The sequence below is a fragment of the Microbacterium rhizosphaerae genome, from assembly GCF_034120055.1.
Taxonomy (GTDB): Bacteria; Actinomycetota; Actinomycetes; order Actinomycetales; family Microbacteriaceae; genus Microbacterium; species Microbacterium rhizosphaerae.
Genome location: NZ_CP139368.1, coordinates 3,054,284 through 3,070,625 on the forward strand (window position 1 = coordinate 3,054,284; position 16,342 = coordinate 3,070,625).

Genomic DNA, 16,342 nt, shown 5'->3' on the forward strand with positions numbered 1-16,342 from the left:
TTCAGGCCGGGAAGACCATCGCGACGGCGAAAACCGACACCCCCTCGCCGCGTCCCGGGAACCCGAGCCCGTCCGTCGTCGTCGCCGAAACGCTGACCGGCGCGCCGAGGGCCTCGGACAGCACCCGCTCCGCCTCCGCGCGGCGCGCGGAGAACCGCGGCCGGTTCGCCTGGACCTGTACCGCGACGTTGCCGATCCGCCACCCCGCCGCCCCCAGGATCGCCCGCGTGCGGGCGAGGAACACCTCGGCGTGGGCACCCGCGTACTCCGGGTGATCGGTGCCGAAGTGCGTGCCGATGTCGCCGAGCCCGGCGGCCGACAGCAGCGCGTCGACGATCGCGTGACCGATGGCGTCGCCGTCCGAGTGCCCTGACAGCGCCTGCTCCCCCGGCCACTCGAGGCCGGCGAGCCACAGCGCACCCTCGCCGCCGTAGGCGTGCACATCGGTGCCGACACCGACCCGGGGTGCGTGCGGCACGGCCGCCTCCCGGGCACGCAGCGGCTCCCCGACCAGCTGGCGCGCCCGCTCGAGGTCCGCGGGCGTCGTGATCTTGAACGCCCGCGCGTCGCCCTCGACGGTTCCGACGCGATGACCGGATGCGGCGACCACCGCAGCGTCGTCGGTGTAGTCCTCGTGCGCCGCGCGGTACGCGTCGACCAGGATGTCGCGGCGGAAGCCCTGCGGCGTCTGGGCGGCTGCGAGCTCGGAGCGGTCCACGCCCTCGACGATCGCGGTGTCGTCCACGCGCTTGATGGTGTCGACGACCGGAAGCACCGGCACGGCGCCCCAGCCCGTGGCATCCACCGCCGCGATCACCCGTTCGAAGACGTCGGGCGGCGTGAGGGCACGCGCCGCGTCGTGCACCAGCACGACCTCGATGTCGGCCCACAGGGCTGCGAGGCCTGCGGCGACCGACTCCTGGCGAGTGGCTCCGCCCGTGACGACCGTGATGAGCTCGCGCGGGCCGGCGGCTTCGGCATCCGTCAGCGCGTCGCCCTCGCGCCCCGCCGGTGCGACGATCACGACTTGCGCCGTCGGGGCCGCGAACACGTTGTGGAGGGCATGACGGAGGATGGTGTGGCGGCCCAGGCCGACCAACGCCTTCGGCGCCTCAGCGCCGAGGCGCGTCCCCGAGCCGGCGGCCACGACGATGACCGCGATGCGCGGCACGGGAGTGATGCTCACACCCCGAATCTAGAGCACCGGCCGCCGGGCGGTACCTCGGTGCCGGCCGCGGACGGGCTGCGTCGGCTCATGGCCGACGCATAGCTTTCCCTGCGCATCTGCACGGCGCCTGCGGGGGCGGCGCATCGGGCGCCCCGAGCGTTCCCCTGGGCGCGGCGTGTGCACTGGCACCATCGCATCCGTCCTACGACAGGGGTCACCACATGAAGACCGCACATCGCCGACTCGCCGGCTGGATCGCCGGCGGCGTCGCAGCGGCCGTGCTCTGCACGGGAGGCATCGCCATCGGCGCGACGACCGCGCAGGCGGCCACGGCGTCCGGATCCCCGTCCGCATCCGTCGCCGACTACTCGTGGTACGGCGGGCAGAACTCGGACTCGGGCGGCAACGGCTACGGGTACGGCGACAACGGGTACGGGTACGGCGGATTCGGGGGCTATGGCGGAGGCTCGGGCGGCGGCTCGTCCGGCACCACCACGACCACGGCGACGGCCGCCCAGCAGAAGGGCGTCGTCGTCATCGACACCGTGCTCGCCTACGACGAGGCACAGGCAGCGGGCACCGGCGTCGTGCTCGCCGGCGACGGCGAGATCCTCACCAACAACCATGTGATCGCGGGAGCCACGAGCATCCAGGTCACCGTCCCGTCGACGGGCGCCACGTACACGGCCTCGGTCGTGGGCACGGATGCGACCCACGACATCGCGGTCCTGAAGCTGCAGAACGCGTCCGGCCTGGCCACCGCGAAGCTCGACAGCGGTGGTGGCGTCTCGACCGGCGATGCCGTGACGGCCGTGGGCAACGCGGGCGGCACCGGCACCCTCGTGCAGGCGAGCGGCTCGGTCACCGGCACCGGTGCGTCGATCACGACGCAGGCCGAGGGATCCGCCCCGTCCGAGAGCCTCTCCGGTCTCATCGAGACGGATGCGGACATCCAGGCGGGCGACTCAGGCGGCCCGCTCTACGACAGCCAGGGCGAGGTCGTCGGTATCGACACAGCCGCCTCGTCGAACACCGCGGTCCCCGACGGCTACGCCATCCCGATCGCCGCGGCGCTGTCGATCGCCCATGAGATCGCGGCCGGCCACTCCACCTCGACGATCACGATCGGCTCACGTGCGTTCCTCGGCATCGGCCTGTCCGACCAGAGCGCATACGCGTCCGCGTCGGGCGCGGAGGTCGCCCAGGTCTTCAGCGGCACGCCGGCAGCGGATGCGGGGCTCGCCGCGCGCGACGTCATCACGGCCGTCGACGGCACGACGATCTCGTCGAACGACGACCTGTCGAGCGCGCTCGCGCAGCACAAGCCCGGCGACACGGTCACGATCACGTGGGTCGACCAGGGCGGCGGATCGCAGAGCGCCTCGGTCGCGCTCACGAGCGGACCGGCGGCCTGAGCCTCTGCGGACGGGGGCACGCTGCGGCCTGGGCCACGGCGCGACGGCACACGAAAGGCGCCAGGAGGTTCGACCTCCTGGCGCCTTCGTCGTTCTAAGAGGCGAGGACCTCATCGAGGACCAGGCCGGCCTGCTCCTCGTCGGTCTTCTCAGCCAGAGCCAGCTCGGACACGAGGATCTGACGTGCCTTCGCGAGCATGCGCTTCTCACCCGCGGAGAGCCCGCGGTCCTGGTCGCGACGCCACAGGTCGCGGACCACTTCGCTCACCTTGATGACATCACCGGACGCGAGCTTCTCGAGGTTCGCCTTGTAGCGGCGCGACCAGTTGGTCGGCTCTTCGGTGAAGGGCGCGCGCAGCACGTCGAAGACGCGCTCGAGCCCCTCTTTGCCGATCACATCGCGAACGCCGACAAGATCGACGTTGTCGGCCGGAACCTCGATGGTGAGATCACCCTGGGTGACCCTGAGCTTGAGATAGACCTTCTCTTCACCTCTGATGACGCGAGTCTTCACTTCGGCGATCGTTGCGGCACCGTGGTGCGGATAGACGACCGTCTCGCCAACCTCAAAAAGCATGGAGTTATGTCCCTTCGGCTAATCAAGAATACCACAGGGCTCATGCGCTAAGGTTCGCGGCCGCACCCCTCGGCGCCTGCACGGTGCTCGATGCCGCGTGCCCCTAGAATGCTTCTGAAGCCGTGAGTCCGCTAGGAGGAACCGTGAAATCGCGCCTCATCGCGTCCATCGTCGTCGGCGCAGCAGTCATCCTCGGAGCAACGGGCTGCAGCATGATCTCGCCCCAGACGACGACGGTCCCCTACTCCCCCTCGGACGGCATCAACGTGCCCGACGTGCCCGGAGCCCCGCTGCAGGTGCGCAATGCGCTGGTGATCACGAACGCGGGCGCAGCCGGCAACCTCGTGGCCGCGATCGTCAACCAGACCGACCGCGACGAGACGCTCACGATCAACATCTCCGACACCGCGGTCTCCAAGACCGTCGACGTCCCCGCGAACTCGACGGTGAGCCTCGGCACGCAGGACACGCCGCCACTCGCCCTCGCCGTCCGCACGAAGCCGGGCGCGACGGTCCTGATGGAGTTCCAGTCGGGGGACGCGCAGGGCGTCAAGGTCCACGTGCCGGTCCTGAACGGCACCCTCCCGTACTACTCGACGCTGGTCCCGACCCCCCCGCGGCCGTCCGCCTCCGGCGCGGCCACGGCGAGCCCGACGGCCTCGCCCAGCCCCTCAGCGACTCCGTAGTCGCCTCTTACGCCACGAGGGCCCGCGCTGCAGCGCGGGCCCTCGTGCGTGAGTCAGCCTTCGAAGCGGTAGCCGAGGCCGCGGACGGTCACGAGGAGCACCGGCTCGCCCGGGTTCTGCTCGATGCGGGAGCGGATGCGCTTGATGTGGACGTCGAGCGTCTTCGTGTCGCCGAAGTAGTCCGTCCCCCACACCCGGTCGATGAGCTGGCCGCGGGTGAGCACGCGGCCGGCGTTGCGCATGAGGACCTCGAGCAGCTCGAATTCCTTCAGCGGCATGCCGATCTCCTGGCCGTCGACGGCTACGGTGTGGCGGTCGATGTCGAGGGTCACGCGGCCGCCCGACAGCACCCGTTCGTCGAGGTCCGCCTCGAGACTCGCCGTGCGGCGCATCACGGCGCGCATCCGCGCGAGCAGTTCGCGGGCCGAGTAGGGCTTCGTGACGTAGTCGTCGGCGCCGAGCTCGAGTCCCACGACGATGTCCACCTCCGAATCCTTCGCGGTGAGCATGATGATCGGCGTGTTCGAGCTCGCTCGGATCTGCCGGCACACCTCGGTGCCCGGCATCCCCGGCAGCATGAGGTCGAGCAGGACGATGTCGGCGCCCCGCTCGCGGAACGCGTCGAGGGCGGTCGGGCCGTCCTCGGCGATCTCGACCTCGAACCCCTCGCGACGGAGGAGATAGGCGAGCGGATCGGCGAGGTCGGGCTCGTCCTCGACGAGAAGGACGCGGGTCATGCGGTATCTCCCTTTGCGGTGGTGCTGTCCGCCGTCGGGCGGGGCTTCTCGGCTGCGGCCTTCGCCTTCGAAGGGCTCTTGATCTTGGTGGTGGGCTTCGCCTTGGCGGACTTGCCGCGCTTGCGGTGCGTGCCATCGGCGTCGGGGGCGTCGATCCGGGGCAGGCGGATCGTGAACGTCGACCCGCGGCCGGGCCGCGACCAGAGGACGACCTCCCCCCCGTGCCGCTGCGCCGCATACTTCACGATCGACAGCCCGAGGCCGGTGCCGCCGGTGCGCCGGGAGCGCGCCTGATCGGCACGGTAGAAGCGCTCGAAGACCCGCTGCTGGTCGGCCTCGGCGATGCCGATGCCCCGGTCGGTGACGGCGATCTCGACGATGTCGTCGACGGCACGCACGCCCACTCCCACCGTCGAGCCGTGCGACGAGTACGCGATCGCATTAGCGATGAGGTTTCCCACCGCCTCGATGAGCACCTGGGCGTCGCCGCGCACGTAGAGGCCGCGCTCTCCGCCGCGGTGCACGTCGACGCCGGCGGATGCGGCCTGCACCGCGTGCGCCTCGACGGCGGAGGCGACGACCTCGTCGACGGCGAGGTCGCGGGCGTCGGTCAGGTCGTCCGAGGCCTGCAGGCGCGAGAGGTTCATGATGCGGGAAGTGAGAAGGCCCAGACGGGATGCCTCGGCCGTCAGTCGCGAGGCGAAGATCCGCACTTGCTCGGGGTCGTCGGCGGCCGATTCGATCGCCTCCGCCAGCAGGCTCACCGCCCCCACCGGCGTCTTCAGCTCGTGGCTCGTGTTCGCGACGAAGTCGCGGCGCATCTCGGCCACGCGCTCCCGCTCGGTGATGTCGCGCAGGACCGCGAGGACGAGCTTGGGAGAGATCTCCATCATCCGCACTGCCACCAGGCGCGCCTCGCCGAGCGCGTTGCCGCGCCGCAGCCGCAGCGTGCCCGTCACGGCGAGATGGGTGTCCCGCGCTTCGCGGGCGAGCGCCCGCAGCTCGTCGGAAGGCAGGAGGGCCGCCTCGGTGACGCCGAACTCCTGCGTCGCGGGTGAGGATGCGCGCACGGTGCCGGATGCATCGACCAGAGCGGCGGCGTCATCCATCGCCGCGATGATCTCCCGGGCGCCCTCCGGCACGAGCTGCGAGATCTGGGCCCTCGCACGGTCGCGGGCACGCAGCAGCGCGACGATCGCAGCCACGATGCCGCCCCCGACCAGGAGCCCCGTGACGAGGGCGAGCAGCGTGAGCTGCGTCGATTCCATGCCTCAAGCGTAGGGGGCGGCATCCCTCCCGCCGGCTCTCTAGCACGCGATGCCCAGGCGCCCCGGCGACTGTTCACCGAGGCGGCACCGTACGTTAACCTTGGGCGGCGAGGATCGCCCTCGTGCGCGATGCTTCCGTGCGCAGAGCCAGAAGGGTGCAGCAATGCGCGAAGTCTTCCACCAGTCCCTCGAAGATGTCCAGAGTCGCCTGGTCGAGATCGCCGAACTCGTGACGGTGGCGATGCAGAAGGCGACCGAGGCCTTCAGCTCCGGTGACGTGGCTCTCGCCGAGGAGGTCATCGACGAGGACAGCATCATCGACGAGAAGGCCGTAGAACTCGACGAGCTCGCCATCGAGATCCTCGCCCGCCAGCAGCCGGTCGCCCGCGACCTGCGCATCGTCGTGACCACGCTCCGTGTCAGCGCCTCGCTCGAGCGCATGGGCGACATCGCCGAGCACATCGCGCAGCTGACGCGCATGCGCTTCCCCGAGCGCGCCATCCCGAAGGGCCTGAAGGGCACCTTCCGCCGGATGGGCGAGCTCGACGTCGAGGTCGCGCGCACGCTCACGGAGCTGCTGCGCACGCAGAACCTCGAGCTGACCGAGACCATCCGCAACAGCGACGACCAGATCGACGAGCTGCACATCTCCGTGTTCGAGAAGGTCCTCAGCGACAGCTGGAGCGGCGAGGCGGGCGCGACGGTCGACGCCACCCTCGCGAGCCGCTACCACGAGCGCTTCGCCGACCACGCGGTGAACGTCGCAAAGAAGGTCGTCTATCTCGCGACGGGCGACTGGAACCCGGACACCGACACGATCGCGATCATCACCGAGCAGAGCGGCGCTGCGAGCACCCCCGAGGATGCCGCAGCGACCGCCGACGAGAGCTGACGGCCCGGCGTCCGAGCCGAGCCTGCGAAGAGGCGCCGCATCCGGAAGGATGCGGCGCCTCTTCGTCCGTGGCTATTTGGCGCCCTGTGCGGCGACGGCCGCGGCACCGGCAGCAGCCGCCTCGGGGTCGAGGTACTCGCCCTTGCCGATCGCGTTGAGGTCCTCGTCCAGCTGGTAGACGAGCGGGATGCCGGTCGGGATGTTGAGCTCCGCGATGTCTTCGTCGCTGATGCCCTCGAGGTGCTTGACGAGCCCGCGCAGGGAGTTGCCGTGCGCGGTCACGAGCACCGTCTTGCCGGCGCGGAGGTCGGGGACGATCGCGCCCTCCCAATAGGGAAGAAGGCGATCGATGACGAGTTTGAGCGACTCGGTGCGCGGGATCTCGCCGTCGATGTCGGCGTACCGCGGATCGCCGACCTGGCTGAACTCGCTGTCGTCCGGCAGCGGGGGCGGCGGCACGTCGAACGAACGGCGCCAGAGCTTGAACTGCTCCGGACCGAACTCCTCGAGGGTCTGCGCCTTGTCCTTGCCCTGCAGCGCGCCGTAATGGCGCTCGTTGAGGCGCCACGAGCGCTTCACCGGGATCCACAGCCGGTCGGCGGCATCGAGCGCGATGTCCGCGGTCTGGATCGCGCGGCTGAGGACGGACGTGTGCAGGATGTCGGGGTGCATTCCGGACTCGGCGAGCAGTTGCCCGCCGCGGGCGGCTTCGGCCTTGCCCTGTTCGGTGAGTCGCACATCGACCCACCCCGTGAACAGATTCAGCTGGTTCCATTCGCTCTGCCCGTGACGCAGCAGGATCAGGGTGTGGGTCATGCGATCCATGCTAGCGAGGACGGATGCTGCGCCCGCTGCGCGCTGTCACCGCCTGACATGATGGGCGCATGGCTTCGGGACCGGTCGGGCGCGTCACCCGCGGCACGACCGGCACGAATCGCCTGCGCCGCGTGGACCGCTGGATCGCCCGGCATCCGGCCATCCGCCGGGCGCAGCTGCAGCCCCTCGTCGTGGATCTCGGCTTCGGGGCGAGCGCCGTGACGGTCCTCGAGTTCGAAGCACGCCTTCGCGCCGTGCGCGACGACGTCGAGGTGCTGGGGCTCGAGATCGAGCCGGAGCGCGTCGCCCGCGCCCGCGTGCAGCTCGAGGAGGTGCGCGTCGGCGGCACCTCCTTCGCCCGGGATGCGCATGTGTCGTTCGCCCTCGGCGGCTTCGAGGTTCCCGCATCCCGGCGCCCGACCGTCATCCGCGCCTTCAACGTCCTGCGCCAGTACGACGAGGAGGACGTCCCGCACGCGTGGCGGCGGATGTCCTCCCGGCTCACGGACGACGGGATCCTCGTGGAGGGGACGTGCGACGAGATCGGCCGCGTCTCGACGTGGATCGAAGTGGGACCGGATGCGGTCCCCCGCACCCTGTCGGTCTCTCTGCGCGTCGCCGGGCTCGAGCATCCGTCCATCGCCGCCGAGCGGCTGCCGAAGGCCCTCATCCACCGGAATGTCCCGGGCGAGCGCGTCCACGCGTTCCTGGCCGCGCTCGACCGCGAGTGGGACCGTGCCGCCGCCGTCGCGCCGTTCGGGCCCGTCCACCGCTGGCGCACGGCCCTCGACGCCCTCGTCGCCGACGGCTGGCCGCTGCGCGGCCGAGCCCGCTGGCGCCTCGGCGAGGTCACCGTGCCCTGGTCGGCGGTCGCGCCGGCGTAAGGACGGGGGCCGCGAACCCACACTCCCTCGCCGAGCCCCCATCCGATTCGCGCGAATCGCGTGTGGGCTCGCGAGTCGGGTGTGGGGTCGCGGGCAGAGGAGTGCAGGCAGAGCGGGTCAGATGTGCGGAAGCACCGCGCGGGCGTCGACCCCCGGCATCCCGGTCGCGGTCAGCAGGTCGACCGCCAGGGGGCGCAGGGCCGTGATGAGGTTCTGGTCGCCGACGGGGCCGTCCGGCAGGATCGCGACGGGATCCAGCCGGGACGCCACGGCGATCAGGGCCGCACGCGCCGCCGGCTGCAGCGCGATGTCGTCGAGGCTCTCGTCGACGACCGCGGCGCCGCGCATGAGCTCCGCCAGGAGGTCGGCGAGCAGAGGCCGCGGCTGCCCGTCCTCGCACGTGTACACGGCCCGCCGGGCGACCACCCGCAGGTTTCGGGTGGCGAAGTCCATCGACTGCAGGATCGCCCGGTGGCGCACGAGCTCCGACCGGTGCGGCCGCAGCCACGGCGAGAAAGCGGCGACGGCGAGACCCGAGTCGAGGGACGTGCGCCAGTCGTCGACCCTGGGTGCGATCGCACGCGCCTTCTCCAAGGCACGACCGGCGCGCAGGGCATCGCCGCGCCGGAGCGCCTGCACGAGGGTCGACCCCGCTCCCGCGGCCGCGGCGAAGACGACGTGGCCGTCACGGACCTCCTCGCGACGCGGATTGCGCGGGATGAGCGCCGTCGCGACGAGGGCGGCGATCCCGCCCACGATGCCGTCCATCAGCCGCGAGAACGGCTGGGTGGCGGGCAGGGTCATGACGATCACGGCCTGTATCCCGGCCATGATCGCGAACGGCGGATAGGCGGACAGGAAGCGCGCGACCACGAGCGTCACGGCGAGGGTCAGCGCGAGCTGCCACCATCCCGGCCCGGCCAGCAGGACGAACGCGTCGGCGATGAGGACGCCGAGCAGCATCCCGATCACGGTCTGCAGGACGCGCTTCGGCCGCGCGTCGCGGACCAGCCCCAGGCTCGAGATCGTGACGGTGGCCGCCAGCAGCGGAGCCGGGTGCCCGAGCACGTACCGAGCGAACGCCCACGCGGCCGTCGCGGCGACGGTGATCTGCACGATCGCGATCGCCGAGTCGCGCAGCCGCACCGCATTCGGGCGGACGTCGAGCCGAGCGCGCCACCCGGTCGGCACGGCAGCCGTCAGCGGCGCCGTCTCGTTCCCGCCCCCGCTCACCGGCCCACGGCGGTCATGTGCGCCGGCCGAGTCTCCGGATGCGGGGCACCCCTGCCGTCGCGCCCGCCTCCGGCGGCACGATCACGTGCTGTGCGGCGGCCACCGGGCCCTCCGCGGTGTCCACGACGAGGTCGCCGTCGACCGCGGCGGACCGGCGGATCACCGCGAGCGCGATCGGGCCGTCCTCGTAGTGGAGGGCGGCCGAGGTCACGACGCCGACGACGTTGTCCCCGGCACGCACCTCGTCGCCGCGCGCGGGAACGACGCCGTCGAGGTGCAGGGCGACGATGCGACGCGGCGGATGACCGAGGTTGTGCACCTTGGCGACCGTCTCCTGGCCGCGATAGCAGCCCTTGTCGAGGTGCACGGCGGTGCGCATCCAGTCGAGCTCGTGCGGCAGCGTGCGGTCGTCGATGTCGGTGATGCGTGGCCGCCAGGCCGCGACGCGCAGCGCATCGGCTGCGAGACCGCCCGCCAGCTCGCGCTCTCCACGGGCGGCCGCTGCCGCCAGCTCGGCGATCCGCTCGAGAGGGACGATGGCCTCGGCCCAGTCGCGACCGGGATGGTCGTCGGCATCCGCGTAGCCCCACCCGCCGGCGGACACGCCCGGCCACGGGTCGCGCCACACGACGTGCGCGGCGAGCGCGGCGACCGCGTCCTCTGTGCCGCCGACGACGGCGAGGTCGTCGCGCATGCGCGGATCGACGCGCAGCCGGAACCGCATCTTCCCAAGCCAGGCGAGCAGGTCGTCTGCGTCTGCGACGTCGGAGATGAGCCAGGTCGTCTCGCCGTCGTCGATCACGCCGGCGGCGTGCTCGACATGCCCCTGCGGATCGAGGATCAGCAGCTCCGTCGAATCGCCCGGTGCGAGCCTGGTCAGCGCCTGCGACGACAGCGAGTCGAGCCAGCTCAGCCGGTCCTCCCCCGTCACCGTCAGCACCCTGCGGTCGCCGAGGGGGGCGAGCGCGGCGCCCGACGCCAGCGCGCGCTGTTCGGCCAGCGGGTTGCCGACGTGCGTGAGGACGCCGTCCTCGAGGACCGCACCGGGAACGGCCGCGAGGGCGGCGACGACATCGGTCGTGGCGGTCTCCACGCGTCCCGTGACTTCGGACGCGCCCGCGGTGGGGGGAGGAGGTGCGGAGGCCATCAGTCGACCCGTGCCAGCCGGGCGGACGCATGGGCGGCGAGCTCGTGGCCGAGGGCGGCGACATCCCACGCCCACAGCAGGTGACCGTCGACGAGGCCGTACATGCGAGTGGCGGCGGCGTACGGGCGCGCCTGGGCCGGGCGCACGACGGCATCGGTCGCGATGTCGATGCGGGGACCCGAGATCTGGCCGAGGTACAGCTCGCTCACCCCGTCGGAGTGGACGATGGCCGCCTCGATGTCGAACCCACCCTGCGGCGTGCGCAGCAGCTCGACGTCGTCCACCGTGCGAGCCGGCGACGTGCCCGGTGCGGGCAGCAGGCCCGGGCCGGCATCCCCGTCGAGCGTCGGGCGGACCAGACGCCAGAAGCCGATCTCGGCGACCAGCGGCGTGCGCTGCGCGTCGTCGACACGGTCGCCCGGGCCGTCGCCGATCAGCCACGCGTTCGCGGAGTAGTTCAGGTAGTCCCCGCCGTCATGGCTGAAACTCACGCGATGCGCGAACGAGCCGGTGAAGTGCCGGTCCGCGGTGTCGTAGTCGATCACGCCGGTCCCCTCCCAGATGCCGATCAGCCACGACAGGGGCCCGAGGTCGGCGGGCAGGTCGGTGGGAAGGTCGATCACGACGCCTCCCCGATCAGCGCTGGCCGCGGTACAGGTTCTTGATCACGACGCCCGCGGTGAACAGGATGGCGAGCGACGCAAGCGCCAGAAGCCCGACGAAGAAGAGTTCCAGTGCGACGAGGTCCATGCCACAACTCTAGACCGGAACGATGGAGGCCAGTCCGAAGACGATCCCGACGATGCCGAGGACGAGGAGCGACCCCGCTGTGCTCATCGCGACGCGACGCAGGAAACCGTCGGGACGACCGACGGCGAGCTGCACAGCGAACGAGGCGATGATGACGGCGCCGAGGACGATCGTGAGCCAGGCGGCCCGCCATCCCGGAGGCGCGAAGATTCCGACCGCGACTCCCGCGACGGCCGCCGCCGCCCAGACGCCGACGATGCCGCCGAGGGTGCTGCGCGGCACGAGCGGAGGAGTCGACATGACGCCCATTCTCGCGCACCCGGAGGCATCGCCGCATCCCGCCGCGATCGCGTCCGCGAGCCGCACCAATATGATGAGGACACGGTGCCCGCCCGTCCGGGAGGTTCTTTGGCACAGCTCTTGGTCTTCAGCTCCGCGCCCGGCGGGAGCCTCGCGTTGCCGGCGCTCGAACTTCTGAGCCACCGCGTCCGCCAGATTCCCGCCCAGACCGCACAGCTCGCGAGTGCGCCCGGCGCCGACGTCGTCTTCATGGACGGTCGCAACGACCTCGCGCAGGCGAAGGCGCTGTGCCGGATCCTCGCGACCACGGGACACGAGGCGCCGGTCGTCCTCATCGTCACCGAGGGCGGGCTCGCCGCCGTCACGAGCGAGTGGGGCGTCGACGACGTCGTGCTCGTGAGCGCGGGCCCCGCCGAGGTGGATGCGCGCATCCGGCTCGTCATCGGACGTGCCGCGGCCGCGGCGTCGGCCGACACCAGCATCCAGACCAGCGGCATCACGATCGACGAAGCGTCCTACTCGGCCAAGGTCGGCGGTCGCGCCCTCGACCTCACGTACAAGGAGTTCCAGCTCCTGCACTTCTTCGCGACCCATCCGTCGCGCGTCTTCACCCGCGAGCAGCTGCTCAGCGAGGTCTGGGGATACGACTACTTCGGCGGAACGCGGACCGTCGATGTGCATGTCCGGCGGCTGCGGGCCAAGCTCGGCGACCTCGAGCAGCTCATCGGCACCGTGCGCAACGTCGGCTACCGGTTCAACGTGCACGAGGAAGAGCCCATCGCGGGCTGATTCCCGCTGTTAACCCGCGCGTCGCAAGCGCCTGCAATGATGTGGGGATGATCGAATCCGAGGTGCTCGATGCCGGTCTCGGCGATGCGGACGACGACGACTTCGACCTGGAGGAGGCGTACGACTCCGAGCTGCCGGAGAACCGCTACCTGGACCGCGAGCTGAGCTGGCTCGCGTTCAACCAGCGCGTGCTCGAGCTGGCCGAGGACCCGACGCAGCCGATCCTGGAGCGTGCCAACTTCCTCGCGATCTTCGGCAGCAACCTCGACGAGTTCTTCATGGTGCGCGTCGCCGGTCTGAAGCGCCGCATCATCACGGGCCTCGCCATCCCGACGAACGTGGGCCGCTCCCCCCAGGACGTGCTGGCGGACATCTCGGGCGAGGCGCACCGGCTGCAGCTGCGTCACGCGGACATCTGGCAGAACCTCGTGCGGCCGGGTCTCGCCGATGCCGGCATCCACATCACGACGTGGGATGCGCTCACCGCCGACGAGCGCGACGATCTGTACCGCTACTTCCAGACGCAGGTGTTCCCCGTCCTCATGCCCCTGGCCGTGGACCCCGCACATCCGTTCCCCTACATCTCCGGGCTGTCGCTGAACCTCGCGATCCGCATCCGCAACGCCCGCACCGGACGCCAGGAGTTCGCCCGCCTCAAGGTCCCGCCCATGCTTCCCCGCTTCGTCGAGGTGGCACGGACCGAGGAGGGCGTGAGCTATCTGCCGCTCGAGGACCTCATCTCCAACAACCTCGGCGACCTGTTCCCGGGCATGGAGGTGCTCGACCACCACGCCTTCCGCCTGACGCGCAACGAGGACGTCGTGATCGAGGAGGACGAGACCGAGAACCTCATCCAGGCGTTGGAGGCCGAGCTGCTCCGCCGCCGTTTCGGGCCGCCCATCCGCCTCGAGGTCACGGACGACATGGATGACGTGACCCTCGACCTCCTCATCAGCGAGCTCGCCATCACCGAGCAGGAGGTCTACCGCCTCCCCGGCCCGCTCGACCTGCAAGGGCTCTTCGACCTGTCGCGCGTCGACCGGCCGGACCTGAAATACCCGCCCCACGTGCCGACGACGCCGCTCGCCTTCCAGCCGGGCGACAACAACGAGCGCGCCGACATCTTCGCGGCGATCCGCAAGGCGGACGTGCTCGTGCATCACCCGTACGAGTCCTTCGCGACGAGCGTGCAGCTGTTCCTCGAGCAGGCGGCCAAGGACCCGCACGTGCTGGCCATCAAGCAGACGCTGTACCGCACGTCCGGCGACAGCCCGATCGTGCAGGCGCTGATCGACGCCGCCGAGGCCGGCAAGCAGGTGCTGGCGCTCGTCGAGGTGAAGGCGCGGTTCGACGAGGCCGCCAACATCGTCTGGGCCCGCAAGCTCGAGAAGGCCGGCGTGCACGTCGTCTACGGCCTCGTCGGCCTGAAGACGCACTGCAAGCTCGCGCTCGTGATCCGCCAGGAGGACAACGTCCTGCGCAGCTACAGTCACATCGGCACGGGCAACTACAACCCGAAGACGAGCCGCGTCTACGAGGACTTCGGCCTGTTCACCGTCGACGAGCAGGTCGGGCGGGACCTCACCCGGCTGTTCAACGAGCTCAGCGGCTACGCGATCGAGAAGAAGTTCAAGCGGCTCCTGGTCGCTCCCCTGCACCTGCGCAAGGGCCTGCTCCGGCTGATCGAGCGGGAGCGCCGCAACGCGCTCGCCGGCAAGGAGTCCGGCATCCGCATCAAGGTGAACTCCATCGTCGACGAGCAGATCATCGACGCGCTGTACCGTGCGAGCCAGCAAGGGGTTCCCGTCGAGGTCTTCGTGCGCGGCATCTGCGGACTGAAGCCGGGAGTGGAGGGCCTGAGCGAGAACATCAAGGTACGCAGCATCCTGGGCCGCTACCTGGAGCACTCGCGCATCTTCGCGTTCCGCAACGATGGCGATCCGCAGATCTACATCGGCAGCGCGGACATGATGCACCGCAACCTCGACCGACGCGTCGAGGCGCTCGTGCGGGTCACCGCGCCGGCGCACATCAAGGAGCTCGAGGACCTCTTCTCCGTCGCGATGAGCGACGGCACGAGTTCGTGGCACCTGGGACCCGACGGGGAGTGGACGAGGCACCGCGTCGACGACGAGGGCAAGCCGCTCGTCGACCTGCAGGACAGGACGATGCGCGCGGTGCACCGTCGGCGCCGCGCGCGGGCGGTGCGATGACGGACACCGCTGTCTACGCCGCCGGCGGTGTCGTGTGGCGCCGCGTGGACGGCAAGCTGATGATCCTCGTGATCCATCGCACGGCGTACGCCGACGTCACCCTCCCGAAGGGAAAGGTCGACCCGGGCGAGACGCTGGCCGAGACCGCGGTGCGCGAGATCCTCGAAGAGACGGGGATCCGCGTGGCCCTGGGCATCCCGGTCGGAGTCTCGAGATATCGGATGCCGAGCAAGCGCCAGAAGATCGTCCACTACTGGGCCGCCGAGGCCACCGACGATGCCATCCGGTCGTCCGTGTTCGTGCCGAACAAGGAGATCGCGGCGCTCGAGTGGGTCACCCCGAAGCGAGCCCGCGGCTACCTCAGCTATCCGGTGGACGTCGAGATCCTCGAGAACTTCCTCAAGTTCGTCGGCGACGGCGTGCTCGAGACGTTCCCCGTGGTCGTGCTGCGGCACTCGCGCTCCGTGCCGCGCGAGGGGTGGAAGCAGGCCGACATGCTTCGTCCGCTGAGCGCACGCGGTGCGCGTCAGGCCAAGTCCGTCGCCGGCCCGCTGCAGGCGTTCGGCGTGCGCAAGATCATCTCGAGCGACGCCGTGCGGTGCGTGACGACCGTCACCCCGCTGGCGGCGGCGACGGGCCGACGCATCGAGCGCACACCGCTCCTGGGGCAGGACGCCTGGGAGAAGGGCGAGGCCGACGTGCGGGCCGTCATCGGCAAGCGCGTGCGCAAGCGCACACCGGCCGTCCTGTGCAGCCACGGCCCTGTGCTGCCGGACATCCTCAGCGAGATCGCCCTCGCGACCGGCACACTGCGCGGCTCGTACCTCGGCAGCGCGTCGGCGCTCGAGATGGGCGCGTTCTCGGTCGTCCACCTGTCGGCGACCAACCCCGGCTCCGGCATCGTCGCGATCGAGACGCACGAACCGAAGGACTGAGGCAGAGCCCGCATGAGTGCGCCGGCGATGACCGCGCTCGAGGACCTGCGCACCGCGTGGGAAGCGGTGCCCGCTGGAACGCGCAGGCGCGAGGTCGCGTGGGCGCTGCTGCGGGGGCTCGTCGGCGACGTGCCGATCGCGAACCCCTGCCCGTTCTGCGGAGGCCCGCATGGCCCCGTGCAGCTGCCCGGATCGCCGTGGCGGGCGAGCGTCTCGTACGCCGGCGACCTCGCCGTCGTCGGCGTGGTCCCTTCCGCGGGCGTCGGCGCCTTCGGGCTCGATGCGGAGATCGCCACGGTTGCCTGTGGTCTCGGCGTGCGCGCGTGGACGCGCGTCGAGGCGGCGCTGAAGGCGGACGGCCGCGGCATCCGGGTCGATCCGCAGACCGTCGTCGTGACCGGGGATGCGGACGGGTGGAGCGCGGTCGTGCCGGGTCCGGACGCCGAGCCGCGTGTCTTTCGCGGACGGGATGCTGCGGCCCCCGCCGGCGTGCTCATCAGCGTCGCTCTGCGCGAGCTCTCCCACGGATAGC

At 71.0% G+C, this 16,342-nt stretch carries 17 protein-coding genes; 8 read left to right on the forward strand and 9 right to left on the reverse strand.

The features are described from left to right. Position 1: 1 nt before the first annotated feature. Positions 2-1,186 carry a 2-C-methyl-D-erythritol 4-phosphate cytidylyltransferase gene (ispD, locus tag SM116_RS13870; protein ID WP_320941562.1) on the reverse strand — a complete coding sequence of 395 codons (1,185 nt, stop codon included), beginning with the start codon at positions 1,184-1,186 and terminating at the stop codon, positions 2-4. Positions 1,187-1,389: 203 nt separating this feature from the next. Between ispD and SM116_RS13875 the strand changes: the two genes are divergently transcribed. After that, positions 1,390-2,583, forward strand: a complete 1,194-nt coding sequence (locus SM116_RS13875; RefSeq protein WP_345136375.1) for a S1C family serine protease — start codon at positions 1,390-1,392, stop codon at positions 2,581-2,583. Between the two features lie 94 nt (positions 2,584-2,677). Here the strand turns inward: SM116_RS13875 and SM116_RS13880 are convergent, their stop codons facing one another. Further along, a complete protein-coding gene (locus SM116_RS13880; RefSeq protein WP_320941563.1) occupies positions 2,678-3,160 on the reverse strand; it encodes a CarD family transcriptional regulator in 483 nt (160 codons plus the stop codon). 143 nt (positions 3,161-3,303) lie between these two features. Here SM116_RS13880 and SM116_RS13885 point away from each other — a divergent pair, with 143 nt between their 5' ends. After that, positions 3,304-3,846, forward strand: a complete 543-nt coding sequence (locus tag SM116_RS13885) for a DNA modification methylase (protein WP_320941564.1) — start codon at positions 3,304-3,306, stop codon at positions 3,844-3,846. A gap of 53 nt (positions 3,847-3,899) precedes the next feature. On the opposite strand, the gene SM116_RS13890 is transcribed toward SM116_RS13885, so the two are convergent. Further along, positions 3,900-4,583, reverse strand: a complete 684-nt coding sequence (locus SM116_RS13890; RefSeq protein WP_320941565.1) for a response regulator transcription factor — start codon at positions 4,581-4,583, stop codon at positions 3,900-3,902. Further along, complete coding sequence (locus SM116_RS13895) at positions 4,580-5,851, reverse strand: sensor histidine kinase (protein ID WP_320941566.1); 1,272 nt, start codon at positions 5,849-5,851, stop codon at positions 4,580-4,582. Before SM116_RS13895 ends, SM116_RS13890 begins: the two co-directional genes overlap by 4 nt. A 163-nt stretch (positions 5,852-6,014) precedes the next feature. Between SM116_RS13895 and phoU the strand changes: the two genes are divergently transcribed. Further along, positions 6,015-6,743 (forward strand): phosphate signaling complex protein PhoU, encoded by a 729-nt coding sequence (phoU, locus tag SM116_RS13900; RefSeq protein ID WP_320941567.1) that lies wholly within the window; start codon positions 6,015-6,017, stop codon positions 6,741-6,743. A gap of 72 nt (positions 6,744-6,815) precedes the next feature. Here the strand turns inward: phoU and SM116_RS13905 are convergent, their stop codons facing one another. After that, positions 6,816-7,568 carry a phosphoglyceromutase gene (locus tag SM116_RS13905; protein WP_425563255.1) on the reverse strand — a complete coding sequence of 251 codons (753 nt, stop codon included), beginning with the start codon at positions 7,566-7,568 and terminating at the stop codon, positions 6,816-6,818. Positions 7,569-7,627: 59 nt separating this feature from the next. Here SM116_RS13905 and SM116_RS13910 point away from each other — a divergent pair, with 59 nt between their 5' ends. Continuing rightward, positions 7,628-8,443 carry a class I SAM-dependent methyltransferase gene (locus SM116_RS13910; protein WP_320941569.1) on the forward strand — a complete coding sequence of 272 codons (816 nt, stop codon included), beginning with the start codon at positions 7,628-7,630 and terminating at the stop codon, positions 8,441-8,443. 117 nt (positions 8,444-8,560) lie between these two features. Here SM116_RS13910 and SM116_RS13915 read toward each other — a convergent pair whose 3' ends face one another. The 4 genes from SM116_RS13915 to SM116_RS13930 form a co-directional block, all read right to left on the reverse strand. Next, positions 8,561-9,676, reverse strand: coding sequence for an FUSC family protein (locus tag SM116_RS13915; RefSeq protein ID WP_320941570.1), 1,116 nt, complete (start codon positions 9,674-9,676; stop codon positions 8,561-8,563). A 13-nt stretch (positions 9,677-9,689) separates the two neighbouring features. Continuing rightward, the gene (gene ygfZ, locus SM116_RS13920) at positions 9,690-10,823 is read right to left on the reverse strand and encodes a CAF17-like 4Fe-4S cluster assembly/insertion protein YgfZ (protein WP_320941571.1); all 1,134 of its coding nucleotides are present in this window, start codon (positions 10,821-10,823) and stop codon (positions 9,690-9,692) included. Then, positions 10,823-11,446 carry a nitrobindin family protein gene (locus SM116_RS13925; RefSeq protein WP_320941572.1) on the reverse strand — a complete coding sequence of 208 codons (624 nt, stop codon included), beginning with the start codon at positions 11,444-11,446 and terminating at the stop codon, positions 10,823-10,825. The genes ygfZ and SM116_RS13925 overlap by 1 nt, the downstream gene beginning before the upstream one ends. A 136-nt stretch (positions 11,447-11,582) precedes the next feature. Beyond that, positions 11,583-11,873 (reverse strand): hypothetical protein, encoded by a 291-nt coding sequence (locus SM116_RS13930; protein WP_320941573.1) that lies wholly within the window; start codon positions 11,871-11,873, stop codon positions 11,583-11,585. Between the two features lie 108 nt (positions 11,874-11,981). Between SM116_RS13930 and SM116_RS13935 the strand changes: the two genes are divergently transcribed. The 4 genes from SM116_RS13935 to SM116_RS13950 are packed head-to-tail and all read left to right on the forward strand — an operon-like array spanning position 11,982 to position 16,341. Beyond that, positions 11,982-12,662, forward strand: a complete 681-nt coding sequence (locus SM116_RS13935) for a winged helix-turn-helix transcriptional regulator (protein WP_320941574.1) — start codon at positions 11,982-11,984, stop codon at positions 12,660-12,662. A 47-nt stretch (positions 12,663-12,709) separates the two neighbouring features. Further along, the gene (locus SM116_RS13940; protein ID WP_320941575.1) at positions 12,710-14,875 is read left to right on the forward strand and encodes an RNA degradosome polyphosphate kinase; all 2,166 of its coding nucleotides are present in this window, start codon (positions 12,710-12,712) and stop codon (positions 14,873-14,875) included. Then, positions 14,872-15,810: an NUDIX hydrolase gene (locus tag SM116_RS13945; RefSeq protein ID WP_320941576.1), complete on the forward strand. Its 939-nt coding sequence runs from the start codon at positions 14,872-14,874 to the stop codon at positions 15,808-15,810. The genes SM116_RS13940 and SM116_RS13945 overlap by 4 nt, the downstream gene beginning before the upstream one ends. Before the next feature lie 12 nt (positions 15,811-15,822). Next, complete coding sequence (locus tag SM116_RS13950; RefSeq protein ID WP_320941577.1) at positions 15,823-16,341, forward strand: 4'-phosphopantetheinyl transferase family protein; 519 nt, start codon at positions 15,823-15,825, stop codon at positions 16,339-16,341. The last annotated feature ends 1 nt before the right edge of the window (position 16,342 follow it).

What these genes read in the sequence shown, in the direction of transcription:
- SM116_RS13910 (WP_320941569.1), top strand. Translation starts at nt 7,628, where the DNA reads ATGGCTTCGGGACCGGTCGGGCGCGTCACCCGCGGCACGACCGGCACG.
- SM116_RS13905 (WP_425563255.1), bottom strand. Translation starts at nt 7,568, where the DNA reads ATGGATCGCATGACCCACACCCTGATCCTGCTGCGTCACGGGCAGAGC.
- SM116_RS13930 (WP_320941573.1), bottom strand. Translation starts at nt 11,873, where the DNA reads ATGTCGACTCCTCCGCTCGTGCCGCGCAGCACCCTCGGCGGCATCGTC.
- phoU (WP_320941567.1), top strand. Translation starts at nt 6,015, where the DNA reads ATGCGCGAAGTCTTCCACCAGTCCCTCGAAGATGTCCAGAGTCGCCTG.
- SM116_RS13875 (WP_345136375.1), top strand. Translation starts at nt 1,390, where the DNA reads ATGAAGACCGCACATCGCCGACTCGCCGGCTGGATCGCCGGCGGCGTC.
- ygfZ (WP_320941571.1), bottom strand. Translation starts at nt 10,823, where the DNA reads ATGGCCTCCGCACCTCCTCCCCCCACCGCGGGCGCGTCCGAAGTCACG.
- SM116_RS13940 (WP_320941575.1), top strand. Translation starts at nt 12,710, where the DNA reads ATGATCGAATCCGAGGTGCTCGATGCCGGTCTCGGCGATGCGGACGAC.
- SM116_RS13895 (WP_320941566.1), bottom strand. Translation starts at nt 5,851, where the DNA reads ATGGAATCGACGCAGCTCACGCTGCTCGCCCTCGTCACGGGGCTCCTG.
- SM116_RS13890 (WP_320941565.1), bottom strand. Translation starts at nt 4,583, where the DNA reads ATGACCCGCGTCCTTCTCGTCGAGGACGAGCCCGACCTCGCCGATCCG.
- SM116_RS13880 (WP_320941563.1), bottom strand. Translation starts at nt 3,160, where the DNA reads ATGCTTTTTGAGGTTGGCGAGACGGTCGTCTATCCGCACCACGGTGCC.
- SM116_RS13945 (WP_320941576.1), top strand. Translation starts at nt 14,872, where the DNA reads ATGACGGACACCGCTGTCTACGCCGCCGGCGGTGTCGTGTGGCGCCGC.
- SM116_RS13950 (WP_320941577.1), top strand. Translation starts at nt 15,823, where the DNA reads ATGAGTGCGCCGGCGATGACCGCGCTCGAGGACCTGCGCACCGCGTGG.